At 67.9% G+C, this 14,867-nt stretch carries 16 protein-coding genes; 6 read left to right on the forward strand and 10 right to left on the reverse strand.

From position 1 onward, the window contains the following. Window positions 1-100 precede the first annotated feature (100 nt). The 5 genes from EU805_RS08195 to EU805_RS08215 are packed head-to-tail and all read left to right on the forward strand — an operon-like array spanning window position 101 to window position 4,152. Window positions 101-1,126, forward strand: a complete 1,026-nt coding sequence (locus tag EU805_RS08195) for an ABC transporter permease (RefSeq protein WP_129763486.1) — start codon at window positions 101-103, stop codon at window positions 1,124-1,126. Then, window positions 1,126-2,028 carry a nickel transporter permease gene (nikC, locus tag EU805_RS08200; RefSeq protein WP_129763487.1) on the forward strand — a complete coding sequence of 301 codons (903 nt, stop codon included), beginning with the start codon at window positions 1,126-1,128 and terminating at the stop codon, window positions 2,026-2,028. Before EU805_RS08195 ends, nikC begins: the two co-directional genes overlap by 1 nt. Next, entirely contained in the window at window positions 2,025-2,867 is an 843-nt protein-coding gene (locus EU805_RS08205) for an ABC transporter ATP-binding protein (protein WP_129763488.1), read from the forward strand. The genes nikC and EU805_RS08205 overlap by 4 nt, the downstream gene beginning before the upstream one ends. Further along, entirely contained in the window at window positions 2,864-3,655 is a 792-nt protein-coding gene (locus EU805_RS08210) for an ABC transporter ATP-binding protein (RefSeq protein ID WP_129763489.1), read from the forward strand. The genes EU805_RS08205 and EU805_RS08210 overlap by 4 nt, the downstream gene beginning before the upstream one ends. Then, window positions 3,652-4,152, forward strand: coding sequence for a GAF domain-containing protein (locus EU805_RS08215; protein ID WP_129763490.1), 501 nt, complete (start codon window positions 3,652-3,654; stop codon window positions 4,150-4,152). The genes EU805_RS08210 and EU805_RS08215 overlap by 4 nt, the downstream gene beginning before the upstream one ends. Before the next feature lie 79 nt (window positions 4,153-4,231). On the opposite strand, the gene ccoS is transcribed toward EU805_RS08215, so the two are convergent. The 10 genes from ccoS to EU805_RS08265 form a co-directional block, all read right to left on the reverse strand. Then, a complete protein-coding gene (ccoS, locus tag EU805_RS08220; protein WP_129763491.1) occupies window positions 4,232-4,429 on the reverse strand; it encodes a cbb3-type cytochrome oxidase assembly protein CcoS in 198 nt (65 codons plus the stop codon). After that, entirely contained in the window at window positions 4,426-6,534 is a 2,109-nt protein-coding gene (locus EU805_RS08225) for a heavy metal translocating P-type ATPase (protein ID WP_129763492.1), read from the reverse strand. Before EU805_RS08225 ends, ccoS begins: the two co-directional genes overlap by 4 nt. Beyond that, on the reverse strand, window positions 6,531-7,007 hold the full coding sequence (locus EU805_RS08230) for a FixH family protein (RefSeq protein WP_129763493.1): 477 nt from the start codon (window positions 7,005-7,007) through the stop codon (window positions 6,531-6,533). Before EU805_RS08230 ends, EU805_RS08225 begins: the two co-directional genes overlap by 4 nt. Next, complete coding sequence (gene ccoG, locus EU805_RS08235; RefSeq protein ID WP_129763494.1) at window positions 7,004-8,596, reverse strand: cytochrome c oxidase accessory protein CcoG; 1,593 nt, start codon at window positions 8,594-8,596, stop codon at window positions 7,004-7,006. Before ccoG ends, EU805_RS08230 begins: the two co-directional genes overlap by 4 nt. An 86-nt stretch (window positions 8,597-8,682) precedes the next feature. Beyond that, the gene (gene ccoP, locus EU805_RS08240) at window positions 8,683-9,681 is read right to left on the reverse strand and encodes a cytochrome-c oxidase, cbb3-type subunit III (protein WP_129763495.1); all 999 of its coding nucleotides are present in this window, start codon (window positions 9,679-9,681) and stop codon (window positions 8,683-8,685) included. A 119-nt stretch (window positions 9,682-9,800) separates the two neighbouring features. Then, entirely contained in the window at window positions 9,801-9,983 is a 183-nt protein-coding gene (locus EU805_RS08245) for a cbb3-type cytochrome c oxidase subunit 3 (protein ID WP_129763496.1), read from the reverse strand. Between the two features lie 10 nt (window positions 9,984-9,993). After that, window positions 9,994-10,830: a cytochrome-c oxidase, cbb3-type subunit II gene (ccoO, locus tag EU805_RS08250; RefSeq protein WP_129763497.1), complete on the reverse strand. Its 837-nt coding sequence runs from the start codon at window positions 10,828-10,830 to the stop codon at window positions 9,994-9,996. Between the two features lie 4 nt (window positions 10,831-10,834). Further along, complete coding sequence (gene ccoN / locus EU805_RS08255) at window positions 10,835-12,445, reverse strand: cytochrome-c oxidase, cbb3-type subunit I (protein WP_129763498.1); 1,611 nt, start codon at window positions 12,443-12,445, stop codon at window positions 10,835-10,837. Between the two features lie 87 nt (window positions 12,446-12,532). Then, window positions 12,533-13,291: a transcriptional regulator FnrL gene (gene fnrL, locus EU805_RS08260; RefSeq protein WP_305000490.1), complete on the reverse strand. Its 759-nt coding sequence runs from the start codon at window positions 13,289-13,291 to the stop codon at window positions 12,533-12,535. Window positions 13,292-13,551: 260 nt separating this feature from the next. After that, window positions 13,552-13,863: a DUF2218 domain-containing protein gene (locus EU805_RS08265; RefSeq protein ID WP_129763499.1), complete on the reverse strand. Its 312-nt coding sequence runs from the start codon at window positions 13,861-13,863 to the stop codon at window positions 13,552-13,554. A gap of 98 nt (window positions 13,864-13,961) precedes the next feature. Between EU805_RS08265 and EU805_RS08270 the strand changes: the two genes are divergently transcribed. After that, window positions 13,962-14,864 carry a siderophore ABC transporter substrate-binding protein gene (locus tag EU805_RS08270; RefSeq protein WP_129763500.1) on the forward strand — a complete coding sequence of 301 codons (903 nt, stop codon included), beginning with the start codon at window positions 13,962-13,964 and terminating at the stop codon, window positions 14,862-14,864. Window positions 14,865-14,867 lie beyond the last annotated feature (3 nt).

Here is a 14,867-nt window from a genome sequence, read left to right on the forward strand (position 1 = left end):
AAAAAATTTTTACTATGGCAAAAATTTTTTGTAAGACGGGGGAACGCAAGGCGCTCGAATGATGCCGAAGGAGGCGGAAACCTTGGCGACAGAAGCTAAAATGGCCGTCCGGACGGTGCGTACGATGCGGGGCCTGGGTGGTTTCGCCGTGGTCACCGCGCTGACCTTTCTGGGCCTTCTGGCCATCACCTTCTTCATCGGCCGCGTGGTGCCCATCGACCCCGTCCTTTCGGTGGTCGGGGATCGCGCGACACAGGCCCAATACGATGCCGCTCGCGTGGCCATGGGGCTCGACCGGCCGCTGATCGTGCAGTTCTTCGACTACGTCTGGTCGGTGATGCAGGGCGACCTGGGCCGCTCGATCTCGACCAATCGCCCCGTGGCCGAGGATCTGTTGCGGGTGTTCCCCGCGACGCTGGAGATGGCCACGCTGGGCATCCTCATCGGGATCGTGCTGGGCGTGCCGGCGGGGGTCTGGGCCGCGACGCGGCGCGGAGAATGGGTAGACCAGGTGATGCGCGTCTTCGCGCTGCTGGGCTATTCGGTGCCGGCCTTCTGGCTGGGCCTCGTGGGCCTTGCCTTCTTCTACGCGGGCCTTGGCTGGGTCGCGGGGCCGGGGCGGCTCGACATCTTCTACCAGGGGCTGGTGCCGGCGCGCACGAACGTCATGCTGATCGACGCCGCCCTGGCGGGTGACTGGGACGTCTTTCGAAACGCGCTGTCGCACCTCGTGCTGCCGGCCACGATCCTGGGCTTCTTCTCGCTCGCCTTCATCGCGCGGATGACACGCAGCTTCATGCTGGATCAGTTGAGCCAGGAGTTCGTCACCACCGCGCGGGTGAAGGGCGTCCCCGAATGGCGGGTGATCTGGGTGCATGCCTTCAAGCCGATCCGCGTGCCGCTGATCACCGTGATCGGCCTGTCCTACGCCGCACTGCTCGAAGGCTCCGTCATGATCGAGACGGTCTTCAGCTGGCCCGGCATCGGCAACTACCTCACCGTCGCTTTGCTCAACGCCGACATGAACGCCGTGCTGGGGGCCACGCTGGTCATCGGCGCGGTCTTCATCCTGATCAACAAGATATCCGACGTGCTCTACCGCGTCCTCGACCCCAGGAGCCGCTGATGCTGACCCGAGACTGGCTTCTGGACGACAGCCCCGCCACGCTCATGCAGGCCAACCTGGGCCGCGCCTGGCGGATGACGACGGCGCTGCTGCGCAATCCGCTGGCGGTGGCGGGGCTGCTGATCGTGCTGCTGCTGCTCGCGACCGCGCTCTTCGCGCCTTGGATCGCACCGGAAAGCCCCGTGGGACAGAACCTGTCCGCGCGCCTGCTGCCGCCATCCGCCGCGCATTGGATGGGCACCGACGAGCTGGGACGCGACATCTTCAGCCGCGTCGTCTATGGCGCACGCATCACGCTGCTGATCGTGGCACTGGTGGCCGTGATCTCGGCCCCGCTGGGTCTGATCATCGGGGCGGTGGCCGGCTATTTCGGCGGCTGGATCGACCGGATCCTCATGGGATTGACGGACGTCTTTCTCTCGCTGCCCAAGCTCATCCTGGCGCTGGCCTTCGTCGCCGCACTCGGCCCGGGGATCGAGAATGCGATCATCGCCATCGCGATCACCGCCTGGCCCGCCTATGCGCGCATTGCCCGGGCCGAGACGCTGACCTTCCGCAATTCGGAATACATCCAGGCCGTCCGCCTCGTCGGCGGCTCGCACGGGCGGATCATCTTCCGCCACGTGCTGCCGCTGTGCACGTCGTCGATGATCGTCCGGGTCACGCTGGACATGGCGGGCATCATCCTGACCGCCGCGGGACTGGGCTTTCTGGGCCTGGGCGCGCAACCGCCGCTGCCCGAATGGGGGGCGATGATCTCCCGCGGGCGGACGTTCATCCTCGACCAATGGTGGGTCGCGACGATGCCGGGCTTTGCGATCATCCTCGTTTCCCTGGGATTCTGTTTCCTGGGCGACGGCTTGCGCGACGTGCTGGACCCCAAGCAGGGAGGCGAGAAATGACCCGCGCACCGCTTCTGGAGATCGAGGACCTGCGCGTCAGCTTCGCCACCCCCACGGGGCCGGTGGAGGTCGTGAAGGGCCTGTCCCTGACGCTGGGACGCGAGGAACGGCTGGGCATCGTGGGCGAAAGCGGATCCGGCAAGTCGATGACCGGCCGTTCGATCCTGCGCCTGATCCGCGCGCCCGGACGTCAGACAGCGAAGACCCTGCGCTTCGACGGTCTCGACCTCATGGCACAGGGGAACCGCCAGATGCGCGCGATCCGCGGGGCGCGGATCTCGATGATCATGCAGGATCCGAAGTTCTCGCTCCACCCGGTGATGACCATCGGCCAGCAGATCGCCGAGGCGCTTCGGGTGCACGAGAAACTGCCCCGGCGCGACCTGAACGCCCGGGTAATCGAGATGCTGACGAGCGTGCGCATCAACGACCCCGAGCGGGTGGCGAAGATGTATCCGCACGAGGTTTCGGGCGGCATGGGCCAGCGGGTGATGATCGCCATGATGCTGATCCCGCGGCCGCAGCTTCTGATCGCGGACGAGCCGACCTCGGCACTGGACGTCTCGGTGCAGGCGCAGGTTCTGGACCTGATCCAGGAACTGGTGACCGGCAACGGCATGGGCCTGATCCTGATCAGCCACGACCTGAACCTCGTGTCGCGCTACTGCGACCGCATCGTGGTGATGAACGGCGGCGAGGTGGTCGAGACCTGCGCGGCGCGCGATCTGCACGAGGCGACCCATCCCTACACCCGCGGACTGCTGGCGGCGCAGCCCCGGATGCAGGAAACCCGCGCGACGCTGCCGGTGCTGGACCGGACCGAAGGAGCGGGCACATGAGCACACCGGCCATCTCTTTGCAGGATCTCGACATCTCCTACGGCGACACGAAGGTGGTGCGGGGCGCGACCTTCGACGTCGCCCGCGGCGAGAGCTTCGCCTTGGTCGGCGAAAGCGGGTCCGGCAAATCGACCGTCCTGAAGGCGATCGCGGGGCTCGCGCCCGAGTGGACCGGGGAGATCTCCGTGCTGGGCAAACCGCGTGGGCATGGAACCGACCGGGCCTTTTCGGAGGTCTGCCAGATGGTCTTCCAGGATCCCTATGCCTCCTTGCACCCGCGCAAGACCGTCGACACCGTCCTGAGCGAGCCGCTGGCGATCCACGGGATCGGCAACCGCGGCGCGCGGGTGGTCGAGATGCTGGGGGCCGTGGGCCTCGACCGCCGGTTCCGCTTCCGCTTTCCGCACCAGCTCTCCGGCGGACAGCGCCAGCGCGTCGCCATCGCCCGCGCCCTGATGCTGGAGCCGCAGGTGATGCTGCTGGACGAGCCCACCTCGGCACTCGACGTGTCGGTTCAGGCCGAGATCCTGAACCTGCTGAAACGATTGCGCCGCGAGCAGGGGCTGACCTACCTGATGGTCACCCACAACCTGCCGGTGGTCAGCTTCATGTGCGACCGCATGGCGGTGATGAACAAGGGCCGCATCGTCGAGATCGCCCCGAAGACAGCCCTCTATGACGGCAGTTTCGCCGATCCCTACACACGCGACCTCTACGCCGCCTCCGGCGGGAACCCCGATGCCGATCCCGCCGTGGCGGCTGCACTGAAGACCAAGGACACTGCATGACCGATAGAACCGCCACGCTCGCCGATTTCAACGCGGCCCTGTCCTCCGCCACGACCGAGAAGGGTGCCTTCGACGCGCTGTGCGCTCTGGTGAAAGCCACGGTTGGCGCGAAGCTGTTCACCGTGATGACAGCCGATACCCATGCCATGGTGGCCCGCCGCGCCTATACCGACGACGCCGAGCACTACCCGACGTCCGGCGAGAAGCCGATCGAACCGAACCGCTGGTTCGAGCAGGTGCTGACACGGCAGGAACCTTTCGTATCCAACACCTTGGCCGACATCGACACGGTCTTTCCCGACGCCGAACTCATCGGCAAGCTGGGCTGTGGATCGGTCGTGAACCTGCCGCTCATCCTGGGCGGGCGCGTGATCGCCACCATGAACATCCTGCACGAGGAGGGGTACTACACCCCCGCACGCGTGGCCCTTATCCACGATCATTTGCGCCTGCCGGCCACGGCTGCCTGCGCCGTGGCCATGGTCCTGCGCGGCTGATCTCTATCGCAGCGCAATTCGTGCGCTGGGGAACGAGCGGAGGACCGGTCTTGCTCGCGACAAGTCGGTGGGCAGACGCTCAGATGCGGGGCCGGTGCGTTTCGTCTTCGTCCTCCGGGCCCGGATCGGGGGGCGGCGCCTCGTCATCCAGCAGGATGCGGGCCGCGTCCCCTTCGAGGTCCTCGTACTGGCCGTGCCGCAGGGTCCACAGGCAGGCCGCAAGGCCTGCCGCGCCCAGGGCGATCGACACGGGGATGAGGACGACCAGCACGTTCATCGCCGCACCGCGTTCAGCACGACCACGATGGACGACGACGACATGATCACCGCGGCCATGAGCGGCGTGGCCAGCCCCGCGATGGCGACGGGGATCGCGATCGCGTTGTAGGCGGCTGCGAACCACAGGTTCTGGTAGATCCGCCGCCGCGCGCGGCGCGCCAGCCGCAGCGAGTCCGACACGGCCCCCAGATCGGCGCCCAGCATCACGCCGTCTGCCGCCACCCGTGCGGCGTCGAGCGCGGTCGATGGCGCGAGCGAGGCATGGGCACCCGCCAGCGCCGCGACGTCGTTCAGGCCGTCGCCCACCATCAGGATGCGCGCGCCTCGTTCCGACAGGGCGCGCACGAGCTTCGTCTTCCCGTCGGGCCGGATCCCGGAATGAACCCTTTCGATGCCCAGGCGCGCCGCGAGGTCGGCGGCCCGCGCGGGCGTGTCGCCGGTCACCATCTCGACGGTGATCCCGCGCCGCTTGAGTTCGGTGATGACCGCGGCCGCCCCCGGTCGCACGGTTTCGTCGAAGGTCAATGGAAAGCGCTCGGCGCCGATGTCCAGAACCGCCCCGTCCGGCCCACGTCCCAACCGCACGGGCGCCCCGTTCCAAAGCGCGCGAACCCCGTCACCGGCCTTGTCCCGCACCTGCGTCAGCCGCGCGGGACGGTGGTCCGACAGGGCCGCCGCCAACGCGCGGGAGGTCGGGTGATCCGATGCCAGCGCCAGCGCCAGCGCGACGGACGCCGCCGCAGGATCCAGCGGGGGCAGGCGGGCGACACCATCGGTCAGCGTCCCGGTCTTGTCGAAGAGCACCGTGTCGACTTCGGCCAGACGCTCCAAGGCTGTCGGCGACTTCAGCAGCACGCCCTGCCGGAACAGGCGCCCGGTCATCGCGGCGGTCACCGCCGGGATTGCAAGCGCCAGGGCGCAGGGACAGGTGATGATCAGCGTCGCTGTCGCCACGGCGATCGCCTGGTGCAGGTCCTGCGTCGCGATCCACCAACCCGCAAAAGCGATTGCGGCCAGACCATGCACGACCGGCGCGTAAAGTCGCGCGGCCCGGTCCGCGATCCCGCTGTAGCGATGACGCCCGGTCTCGGCGATTTCCACCAGGGCGGCGAGGCGGCGCAGGGTGCTGTCCTCGGCACGCGCGGTGACCTGCAGCCGCAGTGGCGCGCCCATTACAAGCTCGCCCGCGCAGAGGGGATCGCCCGCCGCGATCTCCACCGGGGTGGATTCCCCGGTCAGGGCGGAGCGATCGAGCGTGGCGGGGCCTTCGGCGATTCCGTCCACGGGCAGGCGCGCGCCTGCCGCCAGGGCAATCCGGTCGCCCGCGTTCAAACGCGCCACGTCGACGGTCTCGCGCCCCTCCGCCGTCAGCCGCGTGGCGCGCGGCAGTTCCAGCGCCGTCAGTTCCGCGGCGGCGGAGCGGGCAGAGGCCCGCGCGCGGTGATCGAGGTAACGTCCGACCAGCAAAAAGAAGGTCAGCGACAGGGCCGCGTCGAACCAGGTGTGCGCGCCTTGCGAGAAGGCGGTCTCGACCAGAGAGGTGCCGGCCGCCAGCGTGATCGCCAGCGCGATGGGCACGTCCATGTTCAGCCGCCCCGCCCGCAAGGCGTTGGCGGCGGAGGCAAAGAAGGGCACCGCCGAGAAGGCGAGGGCGGGCAGGGCGATGCTCGCCGCGATCCAGTGGAACAAGCCGCGCGTGGCATCCCCCGCGCCGGACCAGACCGCCACCGAAAGCGCCATGACGTTCATCATCGCGAAACCCGCGATCGCCGCACGGGCCAGCAACTGCCGCCCTTCCGCGTCGCCCGCGGGGCCGAGCGCCGTGGTGTCGAGTTCCTGCGCGTCGTAACCGGCACCGGCCAGCGCATCGAGTGCCGCGCCGATGTCGTGGCCGGGGGCGAGCACGACGCGCACCCGTTTGGCGCCGAGGTTGACCCGCGCCGAGACGACGGAGGGCAGGGCCGCCAGGGTGCGCTCGACGCCCGCGATGCAATGCGCGCAGTGGATGCCGGGCAGGGCGAGGTGAACCGGCTCTCCGGCGGCGGGGGCACCGCTGGCGATCGGGGCCGCGCCGACGCAGCCCGGGCAGGCCGCGACACTCATCCCGGCGCCCTCAAAGCGATGCGGCGCCGGAAGATGGTCCCGTCGTCGCTGCGCAGCGTGATCCGCAGGTTCCAGTTGCCCGGGCCGATCGAGACGGGGGCGACCCAGGCGGTTCCGTCCCAGTGGAAGGCGGGCGTGGTGTCATCCGCCACCGTGGTCGCCCGTCCGAGCGTGGCCTTCAGGATCTCGGGGCGCACCGGCTCGCCCTGCGGCCCGGTCACGGCCAGGTGCAGCGCGTCCACCCAAAGCGTCGTGTCCACGTCCCACCCCAGCGCGTCCTGTGCGGCGCGGTCGACATCGAAGGTCTGCGAGGCGACGTAGCTCGACTCGGTCTCCTTGCCGGGGAAGGTGCGCACGGCGCCCACGGCCAGCACCATGTTGACGGTGATGATGATCGAGAAGCCGCCGACGAACATGGCCGCCACGTGCCATCCCTTGAGCGGCCGCCCCGTCTGCGTGTCCATGGCGCTCATTTCGGCTCTCCCGTTCCATTGAAGATCGTGTCGTCGTGGGCCCGTTCGCCCGAGATCGTGTCGCGGACCCAGATGCGCAGGTCGGTATGGGCGGCACCGGCGGCGACCGCGCCTGGGGCCGCGGTCACGTAGACCCGTTGCAGGCGCGTGCTGTCGGCCGGCACGGTCACGCGCGCGTCGTCAGCGCCTTCCAGCGCGAGCCGAAGCGGGGTGCCCTGCGCCAGCGACAGGGCGAAGGGACGCGCGTCCCCGTGTTTGTTGCGCAGGCGAATGTCGTAGGCGTTGCGGGTCGACCCGTCCGACAGCGTCACGAAGGTCGGGTTGCGCACCGGGGCCACGGTCATGTCGATCTCGGGCCGGATGAAGAGGGCCACGACGAGTGCGACGCCGATGGCGGCCCAAGCGGCCGTATAGACCAGCGTGCGGGGGCGGAAGACGTGCCGCCACAGGGGCTTGGGCTGCCAGTGGGGACGCGCGGCGCCCGCGACCTCTCCCGCCGGGTGTTCGGCCAGGCCTGCGACCTCTGCGGTGGCGCCGGGCACCACGGGGGGCTCGTCGTCCAGGGCAAGGTAGTCGATCAGCCCGCGGGGGCGGCCAAGCTTGGCCATCACGTCGTCGCATGCGTCGATGCATAGGGCACAGGTGATGCACTCCATCTGCTGGCCTTCGCGGATGTCGATGCCCATGGGGCAGACGGCGACGCAGGCGTGACAGTCGACGCAATCGCCCAAGGTCGCGCCGTCGCGCGACAGGCGCGGGGCGGCCAGATCCTTGCCCGCGGCGGCCCCGTATCGCGCCACGGCGTCGCCGCCGCCAACCGCCTGTGCTGCGGCCTGGCGGCGTTTCACGCCGCCCTTGCCCCGCGGTTCGCCGCGCCAGTCGCGGTAGCCGACGGTCAAGGTGCCGGGGTCGATCATCGCGCCCTGGATGCGTGGCCAGGGGCACATGTAAATGCAGATCTGTTCGCGCAGGAAGCCGCCGAAGAGGAAAGTCGTGGCAGTGAGGATGCCGATGGTCGCGTAGGCCACCGGGGCCGCCTGCAAGTGGACCAGATCACGCAACAGCGTCGGCGCATCTGCGAAGTAGAACACCCAGGCCCCGCCGGTCGCGACCGAGATCAGCAGCCAGACCGCCCATTTCGTCAGGCGCAGTCGCGCCTTGCGCAGGCTCATGGGGGCGCGGTGCAGGCGCAGGCGCGCGTTCCGGTCGCCCTCGATCCAGCGCTCGACGGTCAGGAAGAGGTCGGTCCAGACGGTCTGCGGGCAGGCGTAGCCGCACCAGACGCGACCCAGCGCCGAGGTGAAGAGGAACAACCCCAGTCCCGCCATGATCAGAAGGCCCGCGACGAAGTAGAATTCGTGCGGCCAGATCTCGATCCAGAAGAAATGGAAGCGGCGGTTGGCAAGATCCACCAGAACCGCCTGATCGGGCAGGGCGGGGCCACGGTCCCAGCGGATCCACGGCACGATGTAGTAGATCCCCAACGTCAGGATCAGGATCGCCCATTTCAGACGCCGGAAGAAGCCGCTCACCCGTCGCGGAAAGATCGGTTCGCGCGCGGCGAAGAGCGGAGTGGCATCACTTGGCATGGAAGGCGTTCTGCTTTGGAAACCGATGCCCCCGCCCTAGACGGATCGGGCGGGGGGCGCCTTGATCTGCATCAACGCGGCGCCGATCACTCGACCGGCTGAACGTCCGGCTCACCGGTTTGCGAGGGCGTCTCCTCGGCCCCGGCGGGAAAGCTCGCGTCGGGCACCGTGGCCGCCTCGGTGGCCTGGGCGTCGGTCACCTCCTCCGCGACCTGGCGTTCGCCGCCGCCCAGGCCGTGGACATAGGCCGCCACCGCACGCACTTCGGCCTCGCCTAGGCGGTCGCCCCAGGGGGGCATCACGCCGTGGCGTGGGGCCCGCATCTGGCGCACGATGTCCTCGTGCAGGCCGCCCCGCAGCCAGATCGCGTCGGCGAGGTTGGGCGCCCCCAAGGTCCGATCGCCGCGCCCGTCGCCGCCGTGGCAGGCCGCGCAGTTGTCCGCGAAGATCCGGGCCCCCGCCTGTGCCGCCTCGGCGTCGTGATCGAGGCCCGACAGGCTGCGCACGTAATCCGCGGTGGCCGAAATCTCTTCCCGTTCGAGCCAGTCGAAGGACGGCATCATCGAGAAACGCGCCTCCGCATCCTCTTCGTTGCGGATGCCGTGGCGCACGGTATGGGCGATATCCTCCAGCGTGCCGCCCCAGAGCCAGTCATCGTCCAGCAGGTTCGGATAGCCCGAGGCGACAACCCCCGCGGCCCCCGCGCCGTGGCACTGGGAGCAGTTCGCGGCAAAGACCGACCGGCCCGCCTGTATCGCGAAACGGTGCAGGTCCTCGTTCGCCTCGAGCACGCCCAGATCGACCGTCGCCAGGCTTTCGGTCAGTTTCGCGTTGGACAGATCGACCCGGTCGATCTCGGCCTGCACCTCGCCGCGCGTGGAATAACCCAGAAGCCCCGCCGTCGCCCCAGACAGAAGCGGCCAGGCGGGGAACAGGATCGTGTAGATCACGCCCCAGACGATGGTGGCGTAGAAGGTCCAGAGCCACCAGCGCGGAAGGGGGGTGTTCAACTCCTCGATGCCATCCCAGGAATGGCCGGTCGTCTCGGTCCCGGTCTCTGTATCGATGCGTCGGTCGTCACTCATGGCGGTGGCTTTCAGAAAAATCGGGAAGGCGGCAACAGGTGCAGCCGGGGCAAGCCTTGGCGCAGTCGGCAGCGGTCTTCGCATCCGGCGCCGGGGCCGCGGGCTGCGGGCGAGACGCTTCAACGGTCATGGCGTGTCTCCTCTTCGGGGGTGTCGTGGCGGAAGGGGATCTCCGCCGCGTCGTCGTGCAGGCGGCGGGAGCCGGGACGGAACGCCCACAGGATCACGCCCAGAAAGATCAGCGTCAGCACGAGCAGCACCCAGCTGTCGGCCAGGTGTCGCAACAGGGAATAGGTATCCATGCGGACCTCCTCAGCGGGTGTCGTCGGGGACGAAGGTCGAGAAATCGACCAGCGTGCCCAGCATCTGCAGGTAGGCGATCAGGGCATCCATCTCGCTGATCCCCGGCAGCCCGTCGAAGCTGCGGACCTGCGCGCCGGGGTAACGCTCCAGCAGGCCGTCCCAGTCGCCGTCGGGATCGACCTGCACGCGCAGGTCGGCCACCGCGTTGTCGATCATCTCGTCGGTGTAGGGGACGCCCACGAAGCGGTGGGTCTCCAGCAGGTCAGTGATGTGATCCTCGTCGACCCGCACCTCCGACAGGAAGGCGTATTTCGGCATCACGCTCTCCGGCACGACCGATTGCGGATCCGACATGTGATCCACGTGCCATTCGTCCGAGTAGCGCCCGCCCACGCGGGCCAGGTCCGGCCCCGTGCGTTTCGAGCCCCACTGGAACGGGTGGTCGTACATCGATTCCGCGGCGAGGCTGTAGTGGCCGTAGCGCTCTGTCTCGTCGCGCATGGGGCGGATCATCTGGCTGTGGCAGTTGTAGCAGCCCTCGCGCACGTAGATGTCGCGCCCCACCAGTTCGAGCGGCGAATAGGGGCGCATGCCCTCGACGCTCTCGATGGTGTTTTCCAGCCAGAAGAGGGGGGCGATCTCGACTGCGCCGCCCACGGTCACCACCGCGAAGGAGGCGGCCAGCAACAGCGTGGCGTTGCGTTCCAGTCGCTGGTGAAAGGAGATCGTCGCCGTCTCGGGCGGCAATTCGTTGGGCACTTCGCCGGTGTCCAGCGCATCCCGCGCGGTGACGACCTTGGGGTCGTCCTGCGGATCGTAGCTCGGGTCCTTGGGGTTCTTGCTCATGAGTTCACTCCGCAGGTGTCGCGACGGTGACGGGGTGCGCGCCGGGGGCGCGGATCGTCATCCAGATGTTCCAGCTCATGACCAGCGCGCCGGACAGGTAGAGGACGCCGCCCAGGGCGCGGACCACGTACATCGGGAACTTGGCGTCGACCGTGTCGGCGAAGCTATTGACCAGGAAACCGTTCTGGTCGACCTCGCGCCACATCAGACCTTCCATGATCCCCGAGACCCACATCGAGGCCGCGTAGAGGACGATCCCCACGGTCGCGAGCCAGAAGTGCGTGTTGATGGCGGCCACCGAATGCATCCGGTCGCGCCCCCAGAGCCGCGGCACGAGGAAGTAGAGCGCGCCGAAGGTGATCAGCCCGTTCCAGCCGAGCGCGCCGGAGTGCACGTGGCCGATGGTCCAGTCGGTGTAGTGCGACAGCGAGTTCACCGCGCGGATCGACATCATCGGCCCCTCGAAGGTCGACATGCCGTAAAAGGCGAGGCTGCCCACGAACATGCGGATGATCGGATCGGTGCGGATCTTGTCCCAGGCGCCCTGCAGCGTCATCAGCCCGTTGATCATGCCGCCCCAGCTGGGCATCCACAGGATGATCGAGAACACCATCCCCAGCGTGGAGGCCCAGTCGGGCAGGGCGGTGTAATGCAGGTGGTGCGGACCCGCCCAGATATAAAGAAAAATAAGCGCCCAGAAGTGAATGATACTCAGCTTATAGCTGTAAACCGGGCGCCCCGCCTGTTTCGGAACGAAGTAATACATCATCCCCAAGAAACCGGCGGTCAGAAAGAAGCCGACCGCGTTGTGGCCGTACCACCATTGGGTCATCGCGTCCTGCACGCCCGAGAAGACCTGCACCGACTTGCTGCCCCAGATGCTCACCGGCACCGAGAGGTTGTTGACCACGTGCAGCATCGCCACGGTCACGATGAAGGCCAAAAAGAACCAGTTGGCGACGTAGATGTGGCGCTCACGGCGGTTCAGGATCGTGCCCAGGAAGACGGCGAGGTAGACCAGCCAGACGAGGGTCAGCCAGATGTCGACGTACCATTCGGGCTCGGCGTATTCCTTGGATTGCGTGGCCCCCAGAAGGTAGCCGGTAGCGGCCAGCACGATGAAGAGATTGTAGCCCCAGAAGACGAACCAGGCGGCCCGTCCGCCCCAGAGCCGCGCACCGCAGGTGCGTTGCACGACGTAGAAGGACGTGGCGATCAGCGCGTTGCCGCCGAAGGCGAAGATCACGGCGGAGGTGTGCAGCGGCCGCAGCCGGCCGAAGTTGGTGAAGGGCTGGCCCCATTCGAAATTCAGCACCGGGAAGGCCAGCTGGAACGCGATGAAGGTGCCGGCCAGCAGGCCCACGACACCCCAGAACAACGTGGCGATGACGCCGTAGCGGATCGGTCCGTCCATGTATCCCGTGGGCACCACCCGGGGCGGTGCCGGATCGCCGGGCGGGGGCATCGTGCGCAGCTTCCACAGCAGCAATCCCGACGCGATCCCCATGACAATCAATGCGTGCAGCATGTAGGCCGCATCGCGCGCCCAGTCCGCGGCAAGCGCCGCAAGCACCGCGATCAGCGCCAGACCGGCCACCTTGACTGTGTCGAACATGTTCCGATTCCCCTTTGCTTCGGGGTCGGATCGCATGGGAAAACGGCGCGCGCCTTGACCTGGATCAAATCCGCGGCCCGATCGGGCCTAGTCAGGAAAAATCTGCTCGGCGTTGTCGTTGTCGCCCGCCGCCAGCCGCAGCGTCGCGAAATCGGGGCAGAGGATCGTGCGCCCGCCCGCCGCGACCTCGATCACGCCGTCGCGGCGCAGGGCCGAGATCTGGCGGCTCACCGTCTCGATCGTCAGGCCAAGGAAGGAGGCCATCGCCTCGCGCCCCAGCGGCAGTTCGGCGCGCAGGGGGGCTGTCTGGGTGGCGGCGCGGCGCAGCACCAGCCCCAGCAGGGTCGCGACCCGCTCGCGCGCGGTCTTGCGGCCCAGAAGCAGCATCCAGTCGCGCGCCGCATCGAGTTCGTTCAGCGACATCTCGAGCAGCCGGGTCGAGACATGCGGCGTATCGGCGATCAGCCGCTCGAAGCCCTGCCGCTCGAACAGGCAGAGCGTCGTGTCGGTGACGGCGGTGACCTCGTAGGGGGCGGCGGAGCGTCCGGGGCGGCCCACGAAATCCGACGGCATCAGCATGCCGACCATCTGAACGCGGCCATCCTCCAGCGATTTCGTCAAGGTGGCGCAGCCCCGGACCAGGGTGCCGACGAAGGGCAGGGTGTCGCCTTCCAGCGCGATCGTCTCGCCCGGGGCCCATGTCCGGTAGCTCTTCATCTGCTGCAGGCGATCCAGCTCGTCGCCGTCGCACTTGGCGCAGACCGCGCGATGCCGGATCGGGCAGGCGCCGCAATCCTGCGTGGCGAGCGTGCCGGGCATGGCGGCGGAACCGGGCTGCTGTTTCATGGCAAAACGACCTCCTGACGGTGGCCTATTCAATCGCCTGAGAAGGTTCAACGCGCGGTTGCAGCATGGCCGCTATGCAGTCGGAAGGGGCCCCGATGCGCGAACCCGGGGTCCCGTCAGAGACGGCGCGGCGGTTTAATTGGTGGAGCGACGCGCGGATCTCCTGCCGCGTATCGGTGCGGACCTCGCTCACAAAGACCTTGACTGCAACAAGCGCGGCGTTTCGCCATCTGCGTGCGCAGGAACCGCGTCGATGCCGCTCACCCCTGCGTGCTGCTCGCCCCGTCCCAGGTCATCCCGTCGAAATTCTCACGGAACGCGAAGCGCACCAGGTGATCGTCGATCACGCGGCGGACCCGGGCGAGCTCCTCGGCGGTGGGTGCCTCGGCGCGGATGGTCAGGTCCTGTTCCGTCGCGACCAGCGTGACCTTGCCGAAGGCGAAGATGACCCGGCCTTCGCGGGTGTCGAAATCGGTTTCTGTCTTGTGGGCGAAGTGTTTGCAAAGCTGTTGCAGGTAGCGGCTGGCATGTTCCGTCCGGAAGGTGCCGCGGTCGAAAAGGAAGTCTTGCATAACGTAAAATCCTGAGTCATTTGCTTTGTAAAATCTGATGGAAATGCTCGGATTTTACAACCGGGGTTCGACCTCGTCCGCAACCTGAAGGAACCGACATGAAACGCGTATCCCTCCTCCTGGCCTCGCTGGCATTGCCGACCGCGGCACTGGCCCAAACGGTCGACGTGCAGACTGCCACCGGTGAAACCACCGCCCCGACCGAGCCGCAGACGGTCGTCGCCTTCGACCTGGCCGCGATCGACGCGCTCGACGCGCTGGGCGTGACGCTCGCCGGTGTGCCCGATATTGCGCCGCCCGCGTCCCTGGCCGATGCCATGGACGGCGTGCCCACGGTCGGCACCCTGTTCGAGCCGGACTTCGAGGAACTGGCCGTCATGGCCCCCGATCTGATCATCGCGGGCGGCCGGTCGCAGACGCAGGTGGAACCGCTTTCGGCCGTCGCGCCCACGTTGGACATGACCATCGACGGTACCGACCTCATCGGCCAGGCCAAGGACCGCGTCACGGCCTACGGCGCGATCTTCGGCCAAGAAGAGGAAGCAGAGGCGCTCAACACCGAGCTGACCGAGGCGCTGGCGCAGGGGCGTGAGGTGACCGCAGAGGCAGGTGGCGCGCTCATCGTGATGACGAACGGCGGCAAGATCTCGGCCTACGGGGACGATTCGCGTTTCGGCTGGCTGCACACCGACCTTGGCCTGACGGAGGCCTACCCGGATCTCACCGCCGAGGATCACGGCGAGTCGATCTCCTTCGAGTTCATCGCCGAGGTGAACCCCGACTGGATCCTCGTCGTCGACCGGGGGGCCGCCATCGGGCGCGACGGTGAAGCGGCCGCCGTGACGCTGGACAACCCGCTGGTCGCCGGCACCACCGCCGGCGAGAACGACCAGATCGTCTACCTCGACTCCGCGCCGCTCTACCTTGCCGGAGGCGGCCCCCGGTCGCTGATGGGCACCATCCAGACGGTTGTGGATGCGATGGACCAGTCCGGCGACTAAGCC

The sequence above is a fragment of the Salipiger sp. IMCC34102 genome (assembly GCF_004145405.1).
Lineage (GTDB): Bacteria > Pseudomonadota > Alphaproteobacteria > Rhodobacterales > Rhodobacteraceae > Loktanella.

Excerpts from the sequence above, each read along its gene's own strand:
- EU805_RS08195 (WP_129763486.1), top strand. The coding sequence starts at position 101 with ATGGCCGTCCGGACGGTGCGTACGATGCGGGGCCTGGGTGGTTTCGCC.
- nikC (WP_129763487.1), top strand. The coding sequence starts at position 1,126 with ATGCTGACCCGAGACTGGCTTCTGGACGACAGCCCCGCCACGCTCATG.
- EU805_RS08205 (WP_129763488.1), top strand. The coding sequence starts at position 2,025 with ATGACCCGCGCACCGCTTCTGGAGATCGAGGACCTGCGCGTCAGCTTC.
- EU805_RS08210 (WP_129763489.1), top strand. The coding sequence starts at position 2,864 with ATGAGCACACCGGCCATCTCTTTGCAGGATCTCGACATCTCCTACGGC.
- EU805_RS08215 (WP_129763490.1), top strand. The coding sequence starts at position 3,652 with ATGACCGATAGAACCGCCACGCTCGCCGATTTCAACGCGGCCCTGTCC.
- ccoS (WP_129763491.1), bottom strand. The coding sequence starts at position 4,429 with ATGAACGTGCTGGTCGTCCTCATCCCCGTGTCGATCGCCCTGGGCGCG.
- EU805_RS08225 (WP_129763492.1), bottom strand. The coding sequence starts at position 6,534 with ATGAGTGTCGCGGCCTGCCCGGGCTGCGTCGGCGCGGCCCCGATCGCC.
- EU805_RS08230 (WP_129763493.1), bottom strand. The coding sequence starts at position 7,007 with ATGAGCGCCATGGACACGCAGACGGGGCGGCCGCTCAAGGGATGGCAC.
- ccoG (WP_129763494.1), bottom strand. The coding sequence starts at position 8,596 with ATGCCAAGTGATGCCACTCCGCTCTTCGCCGCGCGCGAACCGATCTTT.
- ccoP (WP_129763495.1), bottom strand. The coding sequence starts at position 9,681 with ATGAGTGACGACCGACGCATCGATACAGAGACCGGGACCGAGACGACC.
- EU805_RS08245 (WP_129763496.1), bottom strand. The coding sequence starts at position 9,983 with ATGGATACCTATTCCCTGTTGCGACACCTGGCCGACAGCTGGGTGCTG.
- ccoO (WP_129763497.1), bottom strand. The coding sequence starts at position 10,830 with ATGAGCAAGAACCCCAAGGACCCGAGCTACGATCCGCAGGACGACCCC.
- ccoN (WP_129763498.1), bottom strand. The coding sequence starts at position 12,445 with ATGTTCGACACAGTCAAGGTGGCCGGTCTGGCGCTGATCGCGGTGCTT.
- fnrL (WP_305000490.1), bottom strand. The coding sequence starts at position 13,291 with ATGAAACAGCAGCCCGGTTCCGCCGCCATGCCCGGCACGCTCGCCACG.
- EU805_RS08265 (WP_129763499.1), bottom strand. The coding sequence starts at position 13,863 with ATGCAAGACTTCCTTTTCGACCGCGGCACCTTCCGGACGGAACATGCC.
- EU805_RS08270 (WP_129763500.1), top strand. The coding sequence starts at position 13,962 with ATGAAACGCGTATCCCTCCTCCTGGCCTCGCTGGCATTGCCGACCGCG.